Genomic DNA, 20,314 nt, shown 5'->3' on the forward strand with positions numbered 1-20,314 from the left:
AAGTACAACACCGGTACGAGCGGCGCCGCGGCCGCACCGCCAGGAACCACCCCGATCACGACTGACACGCACCGGTACTTCGATACAGGCCCTAGGGTGGAGACCTGTGGACCACTCCGACGTCGTCGCCGCGGCTGCGCGCATAGCCCCCTATGTGCGGCGCACACCCGTTCTGCGCACGGAGATAGACGGCCGCCCGGTGGTGCTGAAGCTGGAGCACTTGCAGCGCACCGGCTCGTTCAAGCTGCGTGGCGCGCTCAACGCGCTGCTCGGCGGCGAACGGCCCACCCACGTGGTGACCGCGTCGGGCGGCAACCACGGGCTCGCCGTCGCGACGGCCGCGCGGTTGCTGGGGCTCCCGGCGACTGTGTTCGTGCCGGAAAGCGCGCCCGAGGCGAAGACGCGCCGGATCGAGGCGGCGGGCGCGAAACTGGTCCGGCACGGCGCGACCTACGGCGAGGCCGCGGGCGCCGCGCTGGGCGAGGCCGCCGACACCGGGGCGCTGCACGTCCCCGCGTTCGACCAGCCGCTGGTCATCGCCGGGCAGGGCACCTGCGCGGCGGAAGCCGTCCAGGACGCGCCGGACATCGACACGATGGTCGTGGCAGCGGGCGGCGGCGGGCTCGCCGCGGGAACGGTCCTCGGCGGCGGCAGGCCGGTCGTCGTGGTCGAGCCCGAGAACTGCCGGGCCGTGCACGACGCTCTGGCGGCGAACACTCCGGTCGACTCGCCGGTCGACTCCGTGGCCGCGTCCGCGCTCGGCGCCACCCGCGCGGGCGCGCTGCCGTTCGAGATCCTGCGCGCGGTCGACGCCTCGTCCGTGCTCGTGAGCGACGCCGAACTGCTGGCCGCGCGAGACCGGCTCTGGGAGGAGTTCCGGCTCGCCGTGGAGCCCGCGGCGGCCGTCCCGCTGGCGGCCTGGCTCGCCGGGCGGGTGCCCGGCGAGCCAGCCTGCCTCGTCGTCTGCGGGGCGAACACCGACTGGACGCCCGCTTAGGCGCGCATCACCGTCGCGATGGGGATGCGGGCCGCGCGGATCGCCGGGAACAGGCCGCCGAGCACACCGGCCACCAAACCGGCGATCACCCCGGCGACACCTGCCTGCCACGGAAACTGCACACCTTGGAGCATGGGTTCTCGGCTGCCGAAGAGCATCTCGGCAGCTTCAAGACCCGCCACACCAACACCGACTGCCGCCGCGGCGGTAAGCAGGCCGATGATCAGTGTTTCGGCTAAGACAATCCCGGCAAGCAAGAGACGGGGTGTGCCTACCGCCCGCCGTAGCGCGAACTCCTCAATGCGTTCACCGACCGTCGCCAAGCCGACGTTGAGGATGCCCGCGACGCCGATGAGCAACACCAGCGCCGCCATCCCCAGGAAGATCAACCGCATCAGGGTGAGTTGCCCGCCGATCCGCTCCTTGGAGTTCACCACGTCCCGGTAGCTCTGGTCCATCGGCACACCTGCCGCCACCAGCCTGCCCTTGAGGGTCTGCTCCAGCCCCGTGGCCGACGGCGACAGGTAAAGCTGGCTGTGGCCCGATCCCTGACCGCTGCTCACGGCGGGAAGCCAGTTGTCAAGCTCGTCCGCGCGCACGTAAGCGGTGGGCTGGGACGAGCCGTCGTGAATCACGCCGAGGATGCGCGGGGTCGAGTTCACCGTGGCGCCGGTGATCCGCATCTCGGCGGGCACGCGGTACTGCGCGAACCCCTTGGCGGCCTCCCGGTTCAGCACGAGCCCCGGCGACAGCGAGGGTTCACCGGAGAAGTCCAGCCAACGCCCCGACTCGGCGTGAAACGGCCGGAACGGGCGAATGTCCCCGGTGAGACCGACGACCTGCAACTCGATGGCCTGCCCAGGCGGCGGGGGCGCGTCGGTGGACTCGACCGGGTAACAGGCGCCCCGCGCGTCGCATTGGTACTGGCCGCGGCCCATGCTCTGGCCCGCGTACTCGAACGGCACGCCGCCCTGGTTGACCGGCGTCACCCCGGGTTCGCCGATGATCGCCTGCGTGCTGACCATGGCGACCGCGTCCGTCTGGCCGCGCAGCGTGTCGACCGCGACGGGCACCGTCTGCTCGTGCTGGGGCAGGCTGATCTGGACGGTGCCGTCCTTGCCCCGGCTCAACTCGATGTCGGCGAGCAGCGCGCGGTTGGCGATCTCCGCGCCCGCCTGCACCGTGACCACCGCGAGCACGCCGAGGAAAAGGCTGACCATGGACAGGAACGTCCGCAGCTTGCGGGCCCGCACCCCCTGGCCGCCGATGACCAGGGCGGACCGAAAACGACCGGAAAGTCCCATCACCGCGGCACCTCCTGGCGTTCGGTCACGAGCACGCCGTTGGCCAGCCGCACGACCCGCCGCATCCGGTTCGCGTGCGCGTGGTCGTGGGTGACCAGGATGAGCCCGCAGCCGCGGTCCGTGGCGGAATGCAGCGCGTCGATGACCAGCGCGCCGGTCTCGGTGTCCAGCGCGCCGGTCGGCTCGTCGGCCAAGAGCACCTTCGGTTCGCGGACCAACGCGCGCGCGATGGCCACCCGCTGCTGTTCACCGCCGGACAGGCGAGGCGGCCTATGCTTGGCCAGGTGAGCGATGCCCACCCGCTCCAGGGCGGCCATGACCTTCGCCTTGCGTTTGCGGCGCGGCAGCCAGCCCTGGCCGTTGACCAGCGCCATCGCCACGTTCTGCGCGGCGGACAGGTGCTTGAGCAGGAAGAACCGCTGGAACACGAACCCGAACTCGTCGCTGCGCAGCCGGGCCGCGCGGCGTTCGGGCACCCGGGTGATGTCGGCGCCCCCCAGCAGGTACTGGCCGCCGTCCGGGCGGTCGAACAGGCCGATGAGGCTCAACAGCGTGCTCTTGCCGGAACCTGAGCGGCCCAGGATCGCGACGCTCTCCCCCGCGTGCAGCGTGAGATCGACACCGGACAGGATCGAACGCGGCTCGCCCTGCCCCTTCAACGTCTTCGTCACGTTGGTGAGCTGGATCAGTGGGGTCATGTCACGGCCCCGTGACACCGGGCTGCTGCGGCCCCGGCGGCAGGTTCGGCCCCGGCACGGCCAGAGTCTCAGTGCCGGTAAGACCGGATTTGATCTCCACTACCCGGCCGTCGGTAAGGCCCAAGACGACGTCCTTGGTCTGGCGCTCGCCGTCCGGGCCTAGAACGTCGACCTTGCCCGCGCCCTGCCTGCCCGCGACGGCCTCGACCGGCGCGACCAGCGCCTGCGACGCCCGCGCGGTCACCACTTCCAGGGTGACGGCGGCGCCGTTGATGAGCTTGACGTCGGCGGGCGCGGTGCACACCAGGCGCAGCCCGGTGGCGTCCGAGGGCGTGCGGGTGTCCTTCTGCTCCGGCTGCTGCGGCGGCGGCGGTGGCGCGGGCGGGGCCGACGGGTCGCCCGGATTCGAAGCGGGCGGCTGCGGCGGGGCGGGCGGCTCCGGGATGGTGCCGGGCGGCAACGCGGCGATGGTGCCGAGCATCGCGCAGTCGAACGGGCCCGGGCCGCTCTTGATCTGCCCCCGCACCGTGGCGAGGCCATCGGAGAGGGTGTAAGCCTGCGCCCCATCGATGTCGGCGACGATGCCGTAGCCACCGTACTTCGCCGACACGATCGGCATGCCCGCCGTCACCGTCGCCCGGTCATCGACCAGACGACCCGCGAAGGACGACCCGGCGGGCACCTCGACATGCGTCGGCTTGCCCGCCGCCCACACCGCGCCGACCCGGGTCGGCTTGGTCGGCGTGCCCTTCTGGTCCTTGACGTCCAGGTAGCGCACCTCGCCGTTGACCGGGGCGACCAGGCCGAAGACCGGATTCAGCGTCACCTTGCCGTTGAGCGTGACCTTGTTGGTCAGGTCCTGGCGGGTGAGCGTCGCCGTGGTCATGGTGGTCCCGCGCTCGGCGAGTTCCGGCACTGGCGGGCCGGAATCCGAGGCGGTGCAGCCTGCGAGCGCGGTCGCGGTCGCGGCGAGACCAGCAAGGAGAAAACGTCGATCCACCGGTACCCCCAAGTCTTCGTGAGCCGGTTACTCTCTCACTCTATACATACGGTGAATAGTGATGTTGAACGGGTGCTCCGCGCCCAAGGCGGGCTTCCCACCCAGCAAGGACGCGCCACAAGATCGCCGGTTCCACAGGTCACGAAAAATCTTCACCGACCCACCGGCCACATGGTCGGCAACAGCGCTCAACCGCAGGCGAGCCGCACGACGTGCTCACCAAGCAGCCGCCCTCGGCACGCCCCACCGATCGAACACTTCGCGCGACCGCGGTAGCCAGCCCACCAAGAGCCACCGCTACTGGCCAACGACACCGTCGACTCGGCACGCCACCGCCAGCTCACCCGAACGCCACCAAGCCGCACCCGCCCAGCCCAAGCACACGCCACGAGGTCGCGCCGCCCAGCCCAGCCACACGCAACCAGGCCGCACCGCGCAGCCCAGTTCCGCGCCGCCAGCCACGCGCCGCCAGGTCACGCCGCCAGGCCAGCCACACGCAACCAGATCGCGCCGCGCGCGCACCGCCAGGTCGCGCCACCCCCAGCCCCGCACGCCGTCACTGGACCCGCCGCCAATGCGGTCGGCACGCCACCGACTCGACGGCACGCCTCGAACTCGTCGCCGCCCACTCAGCCCACAGCAGACTCCCGCTGCGCGCCCATCCCAAAGGCTCGCCACAGTCACCACCACGTCGAGCATGGGCACCGACTCGGCCAACACCCCAACGCGATCCGTCAAGTCGACCTGTTCGACCATGCGCCCACCGACCTTCACGAACCCGGTCGCCGTCCCCGCGCGCGGCACCGCCCCAACGCAGGCCACAAGGTCAGCCCCGCTCCCGCGGTCACCCGTGGCCAGCCCCGCTCGCGTCTCCCGCTCCCGCGGTCACCCGTCGCCGCGGCCCGCAGATCGCCCCCTAGCCAAGAGGCGTTTATTTTCCGACCAAGGACACCAACCCCATCCGCACCGCGTAAAGCGCCGCCTGTGTTCGGTCGTGCACGTCGAGTTTGCTGAGGATCGCGCTCACGTGGGCCTTCACCGTCTTCTCCGACAACGCAAGGCCGCGGGCGATTTCCCGGTTCGACCGACCATTGGCCAGCTCACCCAACACTTCCCGCTCCCGCGCGGTGAGGGTGGTGCCCCCGGGCCGGGCATCCCCCTCCGCGAGCATGCGGGCGACGGACGGGTGCAGCAGCACATGACCCGCGTGCACCGACCTGATGGCCACCGCAAGAGCTTGCGGATCAATGTCTTTGTAGACATAGCCCGCCGCGCCCGCGCGCACCGCGGGCACGATGGCGGTGGGCTCGGCGAAGCTCGTGATCACGAGCACGCGCGCGGGGTTCCCCAATTCACGCAGCCCGAGTAGCGCGTGCACGCCGTCCGTGCCCGGCATTCGCAGGTCGAGCAGCACGACGTCGGGCCGCAGCCGTTCGGCCTCGATGACACAGGACTCGCCGTTGACCGCCTCCCCGACCACGGTGATGTCGTCCTGCAGGTCCAGGAATGTGCGGAGCCCTTGCCGCACGACGGGATGGTCGTCGACGACGAGCACCCGAATCCGCTCACTGGTCAACGGGCACCTCCAGTCGGACCGTCGTCCCACCTGGACTGTGCGAGGTGACCTTGAGTTTTCCCCCTGCCGACCGCGCGCGTTCCCGCATGGACGACAGCCCCAACCGCCGAGACGCGTGCTCCTGTGTGGACAGATCGAACCCGACGCCGTCGTCCCGGACTTCCAGCAGGATGCGGCCTTCCCGCATCACCAGGTCGACTTCGATCCGATCCGCCGCCGAATGCCGTAAAGCGTTGTGCAGCGCCTCCTGACCGATCCTGTACAGGGCTTCCTCCCGCGCCGTGGCCAAACGCGGAATCTGTCCACCGCGGAACCGGACGACGGCCCCGTGCACCCGGTTCACCAGATCGATCTGCTTGCCGAGCGCCACGTCCAGCCCTTCGCCCGCCAGATCCGGCGGGCGAAGGCCGATCACGACCGAGCGGAGTTCGTCCGCGGCCTCGGCGGCGAGTTCGCGAACCGTGTCGAGTTCGCCGAGAGCCCGGCCTGCGTCCCGTTCCACCAGCGCCGCGGCGGCCTCGGCGGTGAGCCGGAGGCTGAACAATTTCTGTGCGACCGAATCATGCAGCTCGCGAGCGATCCGATGGCGCTCTTCGAGAATGGTCAACTCGCGCCCCCGCTCGTACAACCGCGCATTGACCAGGGCGATGGCCGCGTGGGCCGCCAACAGCTCCAGCAGTTCCTCGTCCTGCGCCGTGAACCCGCCCGGCTCGGCCTTGTTCGCCAGGAATATCTCGCCCAGGATCTCGTCGCCGTCGGAGATCGGCATTCCCAGGAAATCGGTGAGCACCGGGTGCGCCTCTGGCCACCAGTCGAACTGGGGGTGCTCGCGGACGTCCGCGAGGCGAACCGGGTTCGGGTCGCTGAGCATCACCCCGAGCAGACCGTGCTGACGAGGCAGCGGGCCGATGGCCGCCCACTGCTCGTCGGTTATCCCGTCGGCGAGGAATTCCGAGAAACCCCCCTCGCTGTCGGGCACTCCCAACGCCGCGTAGCGGGCGCCCAGGAGCCTGCGCGCGGAAGTCAGGATCGTCTGCAGGACGTCGCGCACCGACAGGTGTGTGGCGACGGCCAACACCGCGGCGCTGACTTCACGCAGCTCGTTTCGTTCAATTCCGGTCACAACTCCAAGGTACCCACGGGGACCGACAGAACCCGGGGTCCTAGGACCAAAGACGTAGACAAGTCCCGTCTCAAGTCCGATGGCGACGCCTCGGCTGAAACCTACTGTCGATCACATCGGAACCCTTCGACGAAAGGACACCTCAGTGTCTGTCGCCATCATCACCGGGGCCTCCCGCGGCCTCGGCCTCGCGCTGGCCACGGGTCTCGCGGAAGCCGGGTGGCAGCTGGTGCTCGACGCCCGCGGCGCGGAGGCGCTCACCGCGGCCACCCGGGACCTGCCGGGCACGGCGATCGCCATTCCCGGCGACCTGACCGATCCGGCCCACCGCGCGGAGGTCGGCGCCGCCGCGAGAAGCCTTGGCGGGCCGGACCTTCTGATCAACAACGGCGGAACGCTCGGGCCGAGCCCACTTCCCCCACTCGCCGATTACCCGGTCGACGCTCTGCGGGAAGTGTTCGAGGTCAACGTCGTCGCCTTGCTCGGACTCACCCAGCTCGTCCTGCCCGACCTGCGGGCGCGGGCGGGGGCGGTCCTCAGCATCACCTCCGACGCCGCAGTCGAGGCGTACCCGGGCTGGGGCGGCTACGGGGCCTCGAAGGCCGCGGTCGAACAGCTCAGCAACGTGTTGGCCGCCGAGGAATCCGGCGTGCGGGTGTGGTGGGCGGACCCCGGGGACCTGCGCACCCGCATGCACCAGGACGCGTTCCCCGGCGAAGACATCAGCGACCGCCCGCTGCCCGAGACTGTCGTCCCTGCCGTGCTGAAAGTGCTCGCGAACCGCCCGGAGTCCGGCAGGCTCCGGCTGCGGGAGCTGACATGAGCGGGCCGCGAGCGCTGTGGATCCCGTTCGAGATCGACAACTTCGAGGAGACCCGGTCGTTCTACGTCGACCGTCTCGGTCTGTCCGTAGTGGACGAGTGGTCTGTGGACGGTGAACGCGGCGTCGTGCTTCGGGCGGCGGAGAACGCCTATGTCGAACTCGTCGCGCCGGGCCTGCGCAGGCAAGCACCGGTGGCGTTCGAGTTGGGGAGCCAGGCGGAGGTCGACGCCGCTTTCGCCCGGGTAGGGGATGTCGGGGATATCGAGGTGGTCCGGCCACCGGGGCGGTACCCGCGCGGCCATTACGGCTTCGAGGTCCGCGATCCGGCGGGAGCGCACCTGATGCTCTGGCACGAACACAGCTGAACTTCATCCGTTTCGGTGAATGGCATTCGGCGGTCGTCCGACCGCCACGAGGAGGGGACATGAGCACGCTGGAGTTCACACTGCCCGCGGAGTTGGAGGCGCACGAGCCACCTGAGGCGCGCGGGCTGCCGCGGGACGGTGTCCGGCTTTTGGTCGGCGAGGGGACGACGGTCAGGCATGAGCGGTTCACGAACCTGCCCGCGTTGCTGCGGGCCGGGGACGTGCTGGTCGTGAACACCTCGGCGACGCTGCCCGCCGCGGTCGGGGTCGTGGGGGGCGGGTTGACTGTCCACCTGTCGACGGAGGCGTCCGACGGCACCTGGCTGGTGGAGTTGCGGCAGGCCGACGACAAGGCCACCGTGCCGTATCCGTTCGGCGTGGCGGGCGCGCGCTACGACCTAGTGGGCGGGGCGGCGGTGACGCTGCTGAACCGGTATTCCGACGACCGCCTGTGGGTGGCGGCCGTGGACCCGGGCGGGTTCGAGTCGGTGACGGCGTATCTGCACTGCTTCGGTTCGCCGATCCGCTACGGGTACGTGCCGAAGTCGTGGCCGCTGCGGTACTACCAAACCGTGTTCGGCATGGAGCCGGGCAGCGCCGAGATGCCCAGCGCGTCACGTCCGTTCACCGATCGGCTGGTCACCCGTCTGGTGTCGGCAGGTATCCAATTCGCGCCGGTCCTCCTGCACACCGGTGTCGCCTCACCGGAGGCTCATGAACGTCCGTACCCGGAACGGTTCCGCGTCTCCGCGACTACCGCGCGACTGGTGAACCAAGCTCGCGCGGACGGCGGTCGCGTGATCGCAGTCGGCACGACGGCGGTCCGCGCGCTGGAAAGCGCCGTGGGGAACGACGGGACTGTCCACGCGCGAGCAGGGTGGACGGATCTCATCATCACGCCCGACCGGGGAGTGCGGGCGGTCGACGGCCTGCTGACCGGCTTCCACGAGCCGCGCGCGTCCCATTTGGACATGCTCGCGGCGATAGCGGGCCATGAGTTGCTGGACCGCTGCTACCGGGCGGCCATCGACCAGGGCTACCTGTGGCACGAGTTCGGCGACGTGAACCTGCTGATCCCCTGAACGCGCCCCAACACCACCAACCACCCGACCCGCGAGGGACCTGATGCACGCGCGCGACCAATTTCACGATCTGATCGCCGTCCGCCCCGGCAACAAGGTGGTGACGCGACAGCCCCACCGGTGCCCCATCGTGTCTCGGGACTGGCCCCGGGGGTCGACCGCGAGCGTGCCCTCTTGGCCGTCAGGAGCCCACGTTTATGGTCTCGGCGGTGGGCGAATCGGCGTAGAGGTCATCGATGTCGTGGGCGTACTTCGACGCGATCGGCTTGCGGCGCAGCTTGAGGGTCGGGGTCAACTCGTCACCACCTGGTTCCCAGAAATCCGGGACGATGCGGAAGCGTTTGATTTGCTCTACGCGGGACAGTCTGGCGTTGCCCGCGCGGACCGCGTCGGCGATCAGCGCGCGCACCTGGTCGTGGGCGGCCACGGCGCTCGGCGAGGATTCGGGCAGTCCGTGCCGGGCGGCGAGGCCCGCGGCCGCGTCCTGGTCGAGGACCACGAGCGCGGACACGTACGGCCGGTCGTCGCCGATGGCGACCACTTGGCCGATGAGGGAACTGGACGCCTTGACGGCGTTTTCGATGTTGGTGGGCGACATGTTCTTCCCGGCGGAGCTGATGATCAGCTCCTTCTTCCGGTCCACGATCGTCACGAAGCCCTCGTCGTCCAGCACGCCGATGTCGCCGGTGTGCACCCAGCCCTCCGCGTCGACCGTCTCGGCGGTCTTCTCGGGGTCGCCACGGTAGCCGCGCATCACGGAGGCGGCCCGGATGAGCAGTTCGCCGTCCTCGGCGAGCTTGACCTCCACGCCGCCCACCGGGGTGCCGACGGTGCCGAGCTTGACCTTGCCCGGTCGCCCCGATGTGCCGAGTCCTCCTGTCTCAGACATGCCCCAGATTTCGTAGACGGGGATGCCCAGGCCCCAGAAGTACTCCAGGATCTCCACGGGAATCGCGGCCGCGCCGGAGGCCGCGATCTTCGCCTCGTCCAGGCCGAGCTTCTGGCGGAGTTTCGAGAGCACCAGCTTGTCCGCCAAGCGGTGTTGGAACGCCAGGGCGGCGGGGATGGGCTTGCCCGCCAGCTCCGTCTTCGCCCGGCGGACGCCCACGTCGATGGCCCATGCCGCGATCTTCCGCTTGGGGCCGCTGGTCTCGGCGGCGAGCGCGCTGTCGATGGCGAGTTTGAACTTCTGCCACACCCGGGGCACCGCGAAGAACAGGTGCGGGCGAGTGTCCGGCAGCGCCGTGGCGAGTTGTCTCGGGTCGGCGAGCGAGGTGACCACGGTGCCGATCACCATCGACGCGTAGTGCGAGACCACGCGGTCCGCGATGTGGGCGGAGGGCAGGAACGACAAGACCCGGTCGCCGGGCGTCAGGTCGTAGGAGTCCTTGATCGCGTCGGTCACCGCCAGCAGGTTGGCGTGGGTCAGCTCGACGCCCTTGGGCGGGCCGGTCGTGCCCGAGGTGTAGATGATCGTGGCGATGTCGTCGGGCTCGACCGAGCGCCACGCGGCGTCAAAGTCGAAGTCCTCGTCGCCGTGGGCCTCAAGATCGGCCAGCGACATCGTTCCCTCGATATCGCCGTCGAGGCAGATCAGGCGCGCGTCGGCGCCCGAGGCGAGCAGGGTCGGCAGGAACTGGGCTTCGGTGACGACGACCTTGTTGGCCGCGTTGGCGAACACATAGGACAACTGCTCGGCCGCGCTGGTGTTGTAAACGGAAAACGGGACCGCGCCGAGGTGCAGGGCAGCGGTGTCGACCAGGTGGAACTCGGGGCGGTTGGCCAGCATCATCCCGACCGTGTCGCCGCGCCCGACGCCCAGCGCCGCGAGGCCCGCCGCGATCCGGCGAACCCGCCGGGCGTACTCCCGCCACGTGATGGAGACCGCGTCGCCCGGGGTCCGCAGCGCCACCAAGTCCGGATTCTGCTTAGCGGTCGCTTGGTAAGCCGCGCACAGCGTGTGGTGCTCGCTCATCGCGCCACCCTCCGGTCGTGTGGTCTACATCACCGACCTGCGATCGTAAGTAGCGCGGTCACGCATTGTCCATGGCCGTCGTGCCCGTTTTCGCTATCCCGCGCCGAGGCAAATGAACGGTCGCCGATAGGGGTCGTCGGCCACCGATTCGGCCAGAGCGCGGGCGGGGGCGACGCCCGCGGCGAGGCGCTGGTGGTAGGCGACCATCGCGGTCGCGGCCGACTCGTCGCCGACGCGGCTGGTGGCGGCGACGACGGTCCGCACGCCGCTGGCAAGCAGGGCGCCCGCGTAGCCGAGGGCTTCGTCGCCGGGGCGCACATAGTTCAGCGCCAACTCGCAGGCCGCGAGGACGACCTGGCGCGGGGGCTGCCGGAGGCGGGCCACCTCGTAGGCGAACAGCGGGCCGTCGGCCAGTTCGAGCCGGGAGAACAGGGCGTTGGTCGGCTCGTGTTCGCCGTGCGCGGCGAGATGGGCGAGTTCGGCGCCGTCGAGGGCGTCGAGCACCTCGGCGACGGTGGCCGCTTCCCCGCTGAACGCGACAGCGTCGGGGTACACCGTGCTCAACATGCTTTCCTCGGCGACGAGGCCGGTGAGCAGCGGGCCGCGCGCGAGAACCGTGCCGCCGGATGTGCTCTTGGCCGTGGCCGCGGAAAGCCACGCGGTCGCGGACGGGGCGACCACCACCGGTCTGCCGAGAAGCGACGGCAGGCTCCCCCACGGCACGGCGTAGAGCGCTCCTGTCGGGATGACGATCAGTTCCCGGTCGCCGATGAGATCAAGCAGCGGGCAAATCAACTGCTCATCGAGTCCGCCCGCGCTCCGCGCCGCCGACGCCTTCACGACGTCGACAATCGGCTTCGGCAGCGTGTCCGGGGCAAGGGCGTCGAGGTCGGCGTGCAACCGCGCGGACCACTCGGCGGCCGCTGCCGAGGAACCCAGGCGGACCATGCGGGTGCGCTCGCCGGTCACGACCACGGCGACGACCTCGCCGTCGGACGTCGCAAACGACACCAGCGCGCGATCGCCGAGCGCGTCGGTCACCTGGGTCAGCGCCGCCACTGGCCGCGGACTGCCCCAGGGGCTGGCATACCAGCCTTGACGCGACACTTCCCGTTCCAGCGCCGCGGTCTGCTTCTCCAGCTTCGCGGCGGACCGGCCCGCCAGGCGGGCCGACTGCACGACCCGGCGGATGTGGCGCAGCTCCGCCGCCTTCTCCGCGACCTCTTGGTCCTCGATGGCGGGCAGCGGCTCGTAGCGGTAGACCTGCGCTCGGGTGCGTTCGAGCCACTCGAACAGGCGCCGCGCGTCCGAGCGCGTGTCGCGGAGCACGAGTTTCACCGCGAGCTCGCCGAGTTCCTGGCCGTGCAGCGCGGTGCCGCAGACCAGTTCCATGCCGCCCATGCGGTCGCGCACCTTGCCGAGTTCGTCAAGTCCGGCACGGGCCTCGCCGAGCGCGGCGCGGGGCACGCCCCGGGCGACGGCGAGTTCGGCGCGGCACAGGCGCAGCAGCATCTTGTGGTCGATGGGCGTCGTGGGCCGCGGGCGGGGCACCTGGTCGAGCAGCACTTCGGCCGCCGCCGGGTCGCCGCGGCGCAGTTCGAGCCGGACGGCGAGCAGCAGGGCGAGAGCGGTCTCGTCTTCGAGCATGAGCGAGCGCAGCCGGTCGGCGAGCTTGACCGCGTTGTCGATCAGCGCCTGCCGCACGCGGCCGGTGCGCAGCGCCGTGTGGGCCTGAGCGCGGACGGCGGTCAGCGCCGCGATGGCGGCCCAGCGGGTGTTGCCGCGCTTGGTGAAACTCGCCTCGGCGGACCGGGCTCGCCTGCGGGCCAGCGTGTCGTCGCCGTCGAGCAGGGCGGCGGCGGCCCTGGCCACCTCGGCTTCCGCGGCGTCCTGCCCGCCGCGTTGCTTGCGCAGCACGGGAAGCGCCTCGTCCAGATTGCGGGCGGCCTCTTCGCCGAGCCCGGCGGCGAGCATCGCGCGAGCCTGGTCGAGCCGAACCACGGGCAGCAGGCCGGGCGCCTGCTCCTGGCAGATCCGGGCCGACTCCTCGTAGTGCCGCAGCGCCGTGGGCATGTCGCCGGCCATGTACGCGACATAGCCGAGGTTGTGCCTGGCCTTGATCGAGATCGTCGGGTCCATCTCGTAGCGCTCGGCGAGGTCGATGCAGCGGTGGACCTCCTCGACCGCCGCCGCGGTCTGCGCCAGCCAGATGTAGGCGAGGCTGCGGTTGAGGTGCAGGATCGCGAGCACGCTCGGGTCGCCGACACCCGCGGCGAGATCGCGTTCGAGGGACTCGGCGGCCTTGTCGAGGGTCTGCAATCCCTCCTCGGTGCGGCCCACCCGGATCAGCAGGAAGCCCCGCTGCTCCCGGGACAGCTCGACCAGCTCCTTGCGCCGGGTCTCGTCGGCGACGCCCAGCACCAGCCGGTCAGCGGTGTCGAGCCTGCCCAGGCCGAGTTCGACCTGGCCGACTTCGGTGTCGGCATAGGCGGCGGTGACCAGGACCCGCACCCGCAGCGGGATGAGCTCCTGGTCGTCCGGATCGGGCGCGGAGACGAGGGCGTCGAGGGCCTGTTCGAGCAGCGACCTCGCCTTGGCGAAGTCGTAGGCGTACACGGCGACCCGCGCCCGCCGGTGGAGCCCGGTGGCCCGCCGCAGCACCCGCTCGTTCACTGCGGGCACCGCGCTGTGTCGGAACCACCGGCCATGGCAGTAGACATTACTGCCCAGTCACCGGACGCGGATCAACCGCGCGGGGATTCAGGAGAACCAGCCCAGCTCCTGCAATTGGGCGTCGGTGATCGCGAGGGCGTCGTGCGCGCGGGCCCGGCGGTCCTCGACCGTGCGCGCGTCCGCCGCCGCCACGAGGTTCGTCGCCAGCATGCCCGCGATGACCGGTGTGGCGAACGAGGTCCCCGCCCACACCGCGAACCCGGTGGTGAGGTCGTCCGGGTCCGGCGTGGTCCTCGGCAGCTTCGGGCAGCCGTCGCCCTGAGTGGACAGGTCCGCGCCCTCCGGGCCCTCCCACAGGGGCACGGTGCTGACCACCGAGTTGCCCGGCGCCCAGCGGCGAACCCAGTCGCCCTCGTTGCTGAACGCGGCCACCGACTTGCCGGAGGCGTTGAGCGCGCCGACGGCGACGAGCAGCGGGTTCTCGGTGTTCGAGCCGTCCGGGTTGAGCACCAGGGCGGCGGGCACGAACGGGCGGGTCGTGGAGTCGTTGCCCGCTGCGGCCACCACGACGACGCCGAGGTCGGTCAGCTTGCGCACGGCCTCGGCGAGCAGCAGGCCCGTCTCGTAGTCGGTGTGCTCGGGGTAGAAGCCCAAGGACACCGAGACTACGTCGACCAGCTCCTCGGGCCGGTCGTTGTCCAGGGCGTCCTGCACGCGCTTGCGCAGCCACTCCAGCGCCAGCAGCACGGAGGCGTCGGTCGTGATGCCATCGGTGTGCAGGACGCGCAGCGACAGCACCCGCGCGTCCGGACAGTTCTGGAAGACCAGGCCGGTGACGAAGGTGCCGTGGCCGGAGTGGGAGTCCGTGATGCCCAGCAGCGGCTGGAGCACGTCCCGCTCGTCCATCGGGGACGCCAGGGTGGGCATGACCCCGCCGGTGGCGTCGGTCATCGTGCCCTCCAGGTCCGCGAGCAGCGCCTGGAACTCGGTGGACACCTCGACCACCGGGTCGTCGGCGGGATCGCCCACCGGCAGCCAGGGGTGCGGGCCGATCCCGGTGTCGAGCACGGCCACGACCGGGCGCCGCCCCGCGGGCAGGGTGGCCGGGTCCGCGGTGCGCTTGGGCTCGGGCACGTACAGCCGCACCGGGTTGCGGGTGCCGGTGCCCAGGGCTCCGCCGCCGCCATGACCGACCCCGCTGCCGAACGGCACACCGCTACCGAAGGGCACGCCGCTGCCAAAGGGAACCCCACTGCCGAACGGAACCCCACTGCCGAAGGGAACGCCGCTGCCGAAGGGGGCGCCTTCCATCTCGACCGACGCGGCGACGGCGATGTGTTCCAGGCCGACGCCCGCGAGGTCTTCCTCGGGGAACTTGCGGCGCAGGTTCGCCAGCACCGTCCACGGGTCGGGCGCCTGCTCCACGAGTTCGTCACCGCACAGCCGCACCAGCACCGGCACCGCGAAGCCGTCGTCGAAGCCGGCCAGCGCGTCCTGCCAGCGGCGGGTTTCGGGCAGGGTCACCACGAGTTCGACGGAAAGGGGTTCGAGCACTTCGTTGAAGCGGGCCATCAGGGCGCAGTCACGGGCGACGCGGAGCGGCATCAGCAGGGTGTCGGCGCGGTAGACCGTCGGCTGGGGCCGCCGGTTCTTGCTGCCGGGCAGCGCGACCGTCGGGTCGAGCAGTCGCGCTCTGTGTCGCATCCCCACATGCGCTGGGAGGTCGACCACCTCGGACAGACCAGCGGGTTGCCCGCCGTCGCTGTCGTTGGCCAGATAGTCGCCGCTTGGGCTCATGGTCGCCATTGGATCCCCACCCCGGGAGTCGTCGGTCACGATCAGTGCGCATGTCCACGTCAACCTGCTCATCGGTAGTAGAGCAGCGCGACACGTACCAGATACGTCGATTCAGGCAGAGCGTCCGTAACGCCGTTCTCGGGATTCTGCGGCAGGTGACGGGGCGATTACAATTCGTCACTGGTCAATTCACCCACCCACCCGAACAGCCGCTAGCCGGAACGTCGAGAGAGATCATCACCGGCGAGACCACGGACGGTCCAGGCTTTGTCCCAGTTCGGCCAGGAAATGAGAATCGCCCGAGAAGGGCAATTAATGATCTTGAGGGCCGTCCACCGCACGCGCACGGTTTCGTAATTGGCCCAACGGAGAGGGGAGGCAACCACCGAACAGGTGATACCAATACCCGCCTTCCGGGTGGAAAATAACTCACAGTGATCACCAATGCCGACCAGCCCAGACCGGGTGGCAGTGGACGCGAACCGCCGTCTTGTGAGTCGGAACACATCTAGGGTGTGATCCGACGGCCGAACTGAGGGAATCGAGGCACAGTCTCGACGGGCGGAGGGGTGTTCATGATCGACGGAGCCGAGGTGTCCCACAACGACTGGCCCTGGCAGGAGCAATCGGCCAGACGGCAAGCGTGACGGGCGGCCGAAAGCGTTCTCGCGCGCCTGTGGTGGGCGGGTGATCGCGGCGGCGGGATCTGGCGGCGCGCCGCTGGGCAGGCTCGGGTTCTTCGCCATGGCGAGCAGGCGGGCCGCCCAGACCCCGTCGCGGTAAGAGCCGCGGTAAGAGCTAGCGGGTCGCGGAGATCATGCCGCTGCCGAGCACCACGTCGCCCGCCGGGTCCGGACGGTAGAGGACGACCGCCTGGCCCGGGGCCACGCCGCGCAGGTCGCCCGTGGGGCGGACGAGAAGCTCACCGTCCACAAGGGACGCCTGGGCGTCGGAGGTGCCGCCGTGGGCACGGACCTGGGCGACGCAATCGACGGTGCCCGCCAACGGCGTGCCGGAAGGCCAGATCGGCCGGGACGCCACGATCTCGCTTACCGCGAGACGGTCAGCCGAACCGACGCGAACGTTGCCGTTTACCGGTTCGAGGGAAAGCACGTAGCGCGGCTTGCCGTCCGGGGCGGGGGTGTCGATGCCAAGGCCATGCCGCTGACCGACGGTGAAACCGTGGACGCCCGCGTGGACGCCGAGGACCGCGCCGGTCTCGTCGTCCACGAGGTGACCGGGGCGAGCGCCGAGCTTGGCGGTGAGGAACTTGCGGGTGTCGCCGTCCGGGATGAAGCAGATGTCGTAGCTGTCCGGCTTCTCCGCGACCGCCAAGCCGCGTTCGGTCGCCTCGACCCGCACATCGGCCTTGACCGAGTCCCCGAGGGGGAACATCGCGTGGGCGAGCTGGTCGGCGGTCAGCGAGGCCAGCACGTAGGACTGGTCCTTAGCCAGGTCGGCGCTGCGGCGCAGTTCCGGCTTCCCGTCGACCAGGGCGAGACGGGCGTAGTGGCCGGTGCAGACCGCGTCGAAGCCGAGGGCGATCGCCTTGTCCAGCAGGGCCTCGAACTTGATCCGCTCGTTGCACTTGAGGCACGGGTTCGGCGTGCGGCCCGCGGCGTACTCGGCGACGAAGTCCTCGACCACGTCCTCGGTGAACCGCTCGGCGAAGTCCCACACGTAGAACGGGATGTTGAGCAGATCGGCGACCCGGCGGGCGTCGTGCGCGTCCTCCACGGTGCAGCAGCCGCGCGAGCCGGTGCGCAGCGTGCCCGGTTTCGCCGACAGCGCCAAGTGGACGCCGACGACGTCGTGCCCGGCTTCGACCGCCCGCGCGGCGGCCACCGCCGAGTCGACTCCGCCGCTCATCGCGGCCAGCACCCGCATGTCCTCACACCTCCGCTGCCGCCGGGGACGTGCCCCGCCGCAGTCCTGCCAGTCCGGCGTTGCGCGCGCGTTCGACGACCGGTCCGATGGCCTCGGCGAGCGCGCGCACGTCCGCGGCCGTCGAGGTGTGCCCGAGGGAGAAGCGCAGCGAGCCGCGGGCGGGCGCGGGCTCGATGCCCATGGCCAGCAGCACGTGGCTGGGCTGGGCGACGCCCGCCGTGCACGCCGATCCGGTGGAGCACTCGATGCCCTTGGCGTCGAGCAGCATCAGCAGGCTGTCGCCTTCGCAGCCGGGGAAGGTGAAGTGCGCGTTGCCGGGCAGCCGGGAGGGGGCGCCGTCCACCAGCGACTCGCCGGGGTCGCCGTTGAGCACGGCTTCCGGCAGCACGGCGCGGACCTCGCGGATCAGGTCGTCGCGCAGCGCGGCCAGCCGGGCCGCACGCTCCTCCCGCTCCTCGGTGGCCACCCGCACGGCGGCGGCCATCGCCACGATCCCGGGCACGTCGAGGGTGCCGGAGCGCACGTCGCGCTCCTGCCCGCCGCCGTGCGAGACCGGGGTGCAGGCGACGTCGCGGCTCAGCAGCAGCGCGCCGACCCCGTACGGTCCGCCGACCTTGTGGCCGGACAGCGTGAGCGCGCTCGCGCCGGACGCCCCGAAGCTCACCGGCAGGGCGCCGACGGCCTGGACCGCGTCGGTGTGGAACGGGATGCCGTGCGTGGCGCAGGTGGCGGCGAGTTCGCGGACCGGGTTGACGGTGCCGACCTCGTTGTTGGCCCACATGACGCTGACCAGCGCCACGTCGTCGGGGTTCTCGGCGATGGCGGCGCGGAGGGTGTCCTCGTGGACGCGGCCGAAGTCGTCGACTTCGAGCAGGGTGAGCCGCGCGCCGTGCTGCTCGGCGAGCCAGTGGGCGGCGTCGAGGACGGCGTGGTGCTCGGTCTCGGAGACCAGGAGCCGGGTGCGGGCCGGGTTCTCGGCGCGGCGCGCCCAGTAGATGCCCTTGACGGCCAGGTTGTCGCTTTCCGTGCCGCCGGAAGTGAAGATCACCTCGGAGGGGCGGGCGCCGAGCGCGTCGGCGATGGACTCGCGGGCCTCCTCGACGGCGCGCCGGGCCCGGCGTCCGGAGGAATGCAGCGAAGAGGCGTTGCCGAACATGGACAACGCCCCGGTGAGGGCAGCGACGGCTTCCGGGAGGATCGGGGTGGTGGCCGCGTGGTCGAGATAGGTCATCGCACTTCCAGAGTAGACCGGACCGGGACCTGAGCCGTAACGGCCCGGCTCACACCCGTTCGTCGGTCGACCGGCGGAACACCAGCGCGCCCGCCAGCGCCACCGCGGCCATCACCAGGTCGATGGGCACCAGCGCGGCGGTCGGCTCCGCCGCGGACGCGAGCCCGGTGAGCAGCACTCCCGCGAAACCGACCAGCGCCGCGGAGAAGATCATGTCCGCGACCTGCAGCGCGGACGAGGTGAACCCGCGCTCGTGCTCGGCGGAGCGCCCCAGCGCGAGCACGCTGATGGCCGGGAAGCTCATCCCCATGCCCGCGCCGCAGACCGCCCACAGCGCTGCGGCCACCCACGGCGGTCCCCAGGGCGCCGCGACGAGCGGCATGGCGGCGAGCCCCACGGCGAGGATCACGAAACCGCGGCGGATCAACGTCGTGCGTGGGATTTCCGGCCGTCTGCCCTGCCAAGCGGAGGCGATCGACCAGCCGAGAGCGCCGATGGTGAGCGGCAACCCCGCCAGCGCGGGCGAGAACCCGTGCACCGAGGTCAACGTCAACGGCACAAACGCCTCCACCCCGAAAAACGCCCCCGCGAACAACCCACGCGCCAACACGACCCGCGGCAGACCCGATTTGGCGCGAAGAGTGCCCGCGGGCAACAGCGTCCGCAGCGCGGGCACCAGCACCGCGATTCCAGCGATCCCAAGCCACATCGTCGACAGAGACGGGTGCTGCGCCGCCCAACTGACCGCCGGGATACCCACCCCAGCCGCGACGGCGGCCAACGGCACACCTCTGCGCCGCGAGGACGCACTGTCCCGCGTCGGCTTAGGTAACCCACGCAACGCGGGCACCAGCAGCGCGACGCCAAGCACCGCCAACGGCACCAACCCGAGAAAGACCCACCGCCACCCGAACCGCTCGGTGACCAGTCCCGCCGCCGTCGGCCCCACAATCGACGGAACCACCCACGCAGCGGCAAGCAACCCAAACGCCGCAGGCCGAGTGCGCTCCGGATAAACCAACGCAACCAGCACATAGACGGCAACGACCTCGGCCCCCAGCCCCACCCCCTGCAACGCCCGCGCCGCGAGCAGGCCAGTCATCCCACTCGCGGTCCCCGCCGCGACCAACCCCGCCAAAAACACCGCAGGCGCCACCACCAAGACCGCCCCGGGCCCAAACCGATCGCACATCCGCCCCCCAAGAACCGTGGCGACGACACTGGCGGACAGAAACGCGGTAAACGGCCACGAGTACAGGTGGCCACCATCGAGATCGGCCAGCATGCTCGGCATGGCGGTGGACACACCAAGGTGCTCGAAGGCGCCGATAGTGATCAGCAGCAGGATGCCGACGGTGGTCCACCGGTTCTCCGCGCTCCAGAGGGGTTTTCCGGGGGATTCCACTTCAGGGAGGCTCACCGGGCAATCCTGCAATCTCAACCCAGGTAGAGGTCTAGTCCTTTCCCCCGAACCCGCCAAACGGCCCAAGAGCCCTCACCTCCGTGGAGCGCTAAGACCGCGCCTCGGTTCGCCAACGACCACACCCGCTCCCCTGCCAACCGCAGCCCCAAGCAGTGGAGTGGAGCAAGGGAAACACCCGAGCACCTGCCAGGCCGAGCCAGCGCCCGCCCAGTACTCGATGGCACGGACCGAGCAGCAAACCCACCCCCTGTCAGGCCGCGCCCAACCCTGCCAGGTGCTCGATGGGGTGGAGTGGTTTCTTTGGGGGTGAAGGAAGATCCCTAAACTCGCCGTGGTCGTGGGGCCGAAGGCTCCCCACCC

General features: G+C 70.6%; 15 protein-coding genes. 4 read left to right on the top strand and 11 right to left on the bottom strand.

Annotated features, from left to right (window positions below; genetic code table 11):
• The first annotated feature begins 106 nt into the window (after positions 1-106).
• The gene (locus ACZ6SD_RS31790; protein WP_465320719.1) at positions 107-997 is read left to right on the top strand and encodes a serine/threonine dehydratase; all 891 of its coding nucleotides are present in this window, start codon (positions 107-109) and stop codon (positions 995-997) included.
• Here the strand turns inward: ACZ6SD_RS31790 and ACZ6SD_RS31795 are convergent.
• The 5 genes from ACZ6SD_RS31795 to ACZ6SD_RS31815 all read right to left on the bottom strand — a co-directional run bounded on the left by ACZ6SD_RS31795 (position 994) and on the right by ACZ6SD_RS31815 (position 6,698).
• The gene (locus ACZ6SD_RS31795; protein WP_465320720.1) at positions 994-2,301 is read right to left on the bottom strand and encodes an ABC transporter permease; all 1,308 of its coding nucleotides are present in this window, start codon (positions 2,299-2,301) and stop codon (positions 994-996) included. The genes ACZ6SD_RS31790 and ACZ6SD_RS31795 overlap by 4 nt on opposite strands.
• Positions 2,301-2,999, bottom strand: coding sequence for an ABC transporter ATP-binding protein (locus ACZ6SD_RS31800; RefSeq protein WP_465320721.1), 699 nt, complete (start codon positions 2,997-2,999; stop codon positions 2,301-2,303). Before ACZ6SD_RS31800 ends, ACZ6SD_RS31795 begins: the two co-directional genes overlap by 1 nt.
• Position 3,000: 1 nt before the next feature.
• On the bottom strand, positions 3,001-3,999 hold the full coding sequence (locus ACZ6SD_RS31805) for an efflux RND transporter periplasmic adaptor subunit (protein WP_465320722.1): 999 nt from the start codon (positions 3,997-3,999) through the stop codon (positions 3,001-3,003).
• A gap of 931 nt (positions 4,000-4,930) precedes the next feature.
• Complete coding sequence (locus tag ACZ6SD_RS31810) at positions 4,931-5,575, bottom strand: response regulator (protein WP_465320723.1); 645 nt, start codon at positions 5,573-5,575, stop codon at positions 4,931-4,933.
• Positions 5,565-6,698 carry a GAF domain-containing sensor histidine kinase gene (locus ACZ6SD_RS31815; RefSeq protein WP_465320724.1) on the bottom strand — a complete coding sequence of 378 codons (1,134 nt, stop codon included), beginning with the start codon at positions 6,696-6,698 and terminating at the stop codon, positions 5,565-5,567. Before ACZ6SD_RS31815 ends, ACZ6SD_RS31810 begins: the two co-directional genes overlap by 11 nt.
• A gap of 145 nt (positions 6,699-6,843) precedes the next feature.
• Here ACZ6SD_RS31815 and ACZ6SD_RS31820 point away from each other — a divergent pair, with 145 nt between their 5' ends.
• Genes ACZ6SD_RS31820 through ACZ6SD_RS31830 form a run of 3 tightly spaced genes read left to right on the top strand, consistent with a single transcriptional unit; the run spans position 6,844 to position 8,968 of the window.
• Positions 6,844-7,521, top strand: a complete 678-nt coding sequence (locus ACZ6SD_RS31820) for an SDR family NAD(P)-dependent oxidoreductase (RefSeq protein WP_465320725.1) — start codon at positions 6,844-6,846, stop codon at positions 7,519-7,521.
• On the top strand, positions 7,518-7,886 hold the full coding sequence (locus ACZ6SD_RS31825) for a VOC family protein (RefSeq protein WP_465320726.1): 369 nt from the start codon (positions 7,518-7,520) through the stop codon (positions 7,884-7,886). The genes ACZ6SD_RS31820 and ACZ6SD_RS31825 overlap by 4 nt, the downstream gene beginning before the upstream one ends.
• Positions 7,887-7,945: 59 nt before the next feature.
• Positions 7,946-8,968, top strand: a complete 1,023-nt coding sequence (locus ACZ6SD_RS31830) for an S-adenosylmethionine:tRNA ribosyltransferase-isomerase (RefSeq protein WP_465320727.1) — start codon at positions 7,946-7,948, stop codon at positions 8,966-8,968.
• Positions 8,969-9,149: 181 nt separating this feature from the next.
• Here the strand turns inward: ACZ6SD_RS31830 and ACZ6SD_RS31835 are convergent, their stop codons facing one another.
• From ACZ6SD_RS31835 to ACZ6SD_RS31860, 6 genes are all read right to left on the bottom strand, one after another.
• Positions 9,150-10,943, bottom strand: coding sequence for an AMP-dependent synthetase/ligase (locus ACZ6SD_RS31835; RefSeq protein WP_465320728.1), 1,794 nt, complete (start codon positions 10,941-10,943; stop codon positions 9,150-9,152).
• A gap of 93 nt (positions 10,944-11,036) precedes the next feature.
• Positions 11,037-13,616 carry a CHAT domain-containing protein gene (locus ACZ6SD_RS31840; protein WP_465320729.1) on the bottom strand — a complete coding sequence of 860 codons (2,580 nt, stop codon included), beginning with the start codon at positions 13,614-13,616 and terminating at the stop codon, positions 11,037-11,039.
• 87 nt (positions 13,617-13,703) lie between these two features.
• Complete coding sequence (locus ACZ6SD_RS31845) at positions 13,704-15,413, bottom strand: S8 family peptidase (protein WP_465320730.1); 1,710 nt, start codon at positions 15,411-15,413, stop codon at positions 13,704-13,706.
• A gap of 798 nt (positions 15,414-16,211) precedes the next feature.
• On the bottom strand, positions 16,212-17,300 hold the full coding sequence (gene mnmA, locus ACZ6SD_RS31850; RefSeq protein WP_465320731.1) for a tRNA 2-thiouridine(34) synthase MnmA: 1,089 nt from the start codon (positions 17,298-17,300) through the stop codon (positions 16,212-16,214).
• A gap of 4 nt (positions 17,301-17,304) precedes the next feature.
• Positions 17,305-18,531 (bottom strand): cysteine desulfurase family protein, encoded by a 1,227-nt coding sequence (locus ACZ6SD_RS31855; RefSeq protein WP_465320732.1) that lies wholly within the window; start codon positions 18,529-18,531, stop codon positions 17,305-17,307.
• Positions 18,532-18,580: 49 nt separating this feature from the next.
• Complete coding sequence (locus ACZ6SD_RS31860) at positions 18,581-19,951, bottom strand: MFS transporter (RefSeq protein ID WP_465320733.1); 1,371 nt, start codon at positions 19,949-19,951, stop codon at positions 18,581-18,583.
• Positions 19,952-20,314: the final 363 nt, after the last annotated feature.

The sequence above is a fragment of the Actinokineospora sp. NPDC051303 genome, assembly GCF_055586285.1.

Coding starts and splice junctions, on each gene's coding strand:
- ACZ6SD_RS31855 (WP_465320732.1), bottom strand. CDS start 18,531: ATGACCTATCTCGACCACGCGGCCACCACCCCGATCCTCCCGGAAGCC.
- ACZ6SD_RS31825 (WP_465320726.1), top strand. CDS start 7,518: ATGAGCGGGCCGCGAGCGCTGTGGATCCCGTTCGAGATCGACAACTTC.
- ACZ6SD_RS31835 (WP_465320728.1), bottom strand. CDS start 10,943: ATGAGCGAGCACCACACGCTGTGCGCGGCTTACCAAGCGACCGCTAAG.
- mnmA (WP_465320731.1), bottom strand. CDS start 17,300: ATGCGGGTGCTGGCCGCGATGAGCGGCGGAGTCGACTCGGCGGTGGCC.
- ACZ6SD_RS31845 (WP_465320730.1), bottom strand. CDS start 15,413: ATGAGCCCAAGCGGCGACTATCTGGCCAACGACAGCGACGGCGGGCAA.
- ACZ6SD_RS31800 (WP_465320721.1), bottom strand. CDS start 2,999: ATGACCCCACTGATCCAGCTCACCAACGTGACGAAGACGTTGAAGGGG.
- ACZ6SD_RS31830 (WP_465320727.1), top strand. CDS start 7,946: ATGAGCACGCTGGAGTTCACACTGCCCGCGGAGTTGGAGGCGCACGAG.
- ACZ6SD_RS31795 (WP_465320720.1), bottom strand. CDS start 2,301: ATGGGACTTTCCGGTCGTTTTCGGTCCGCCCTGGTCATCGGCGGCCAG.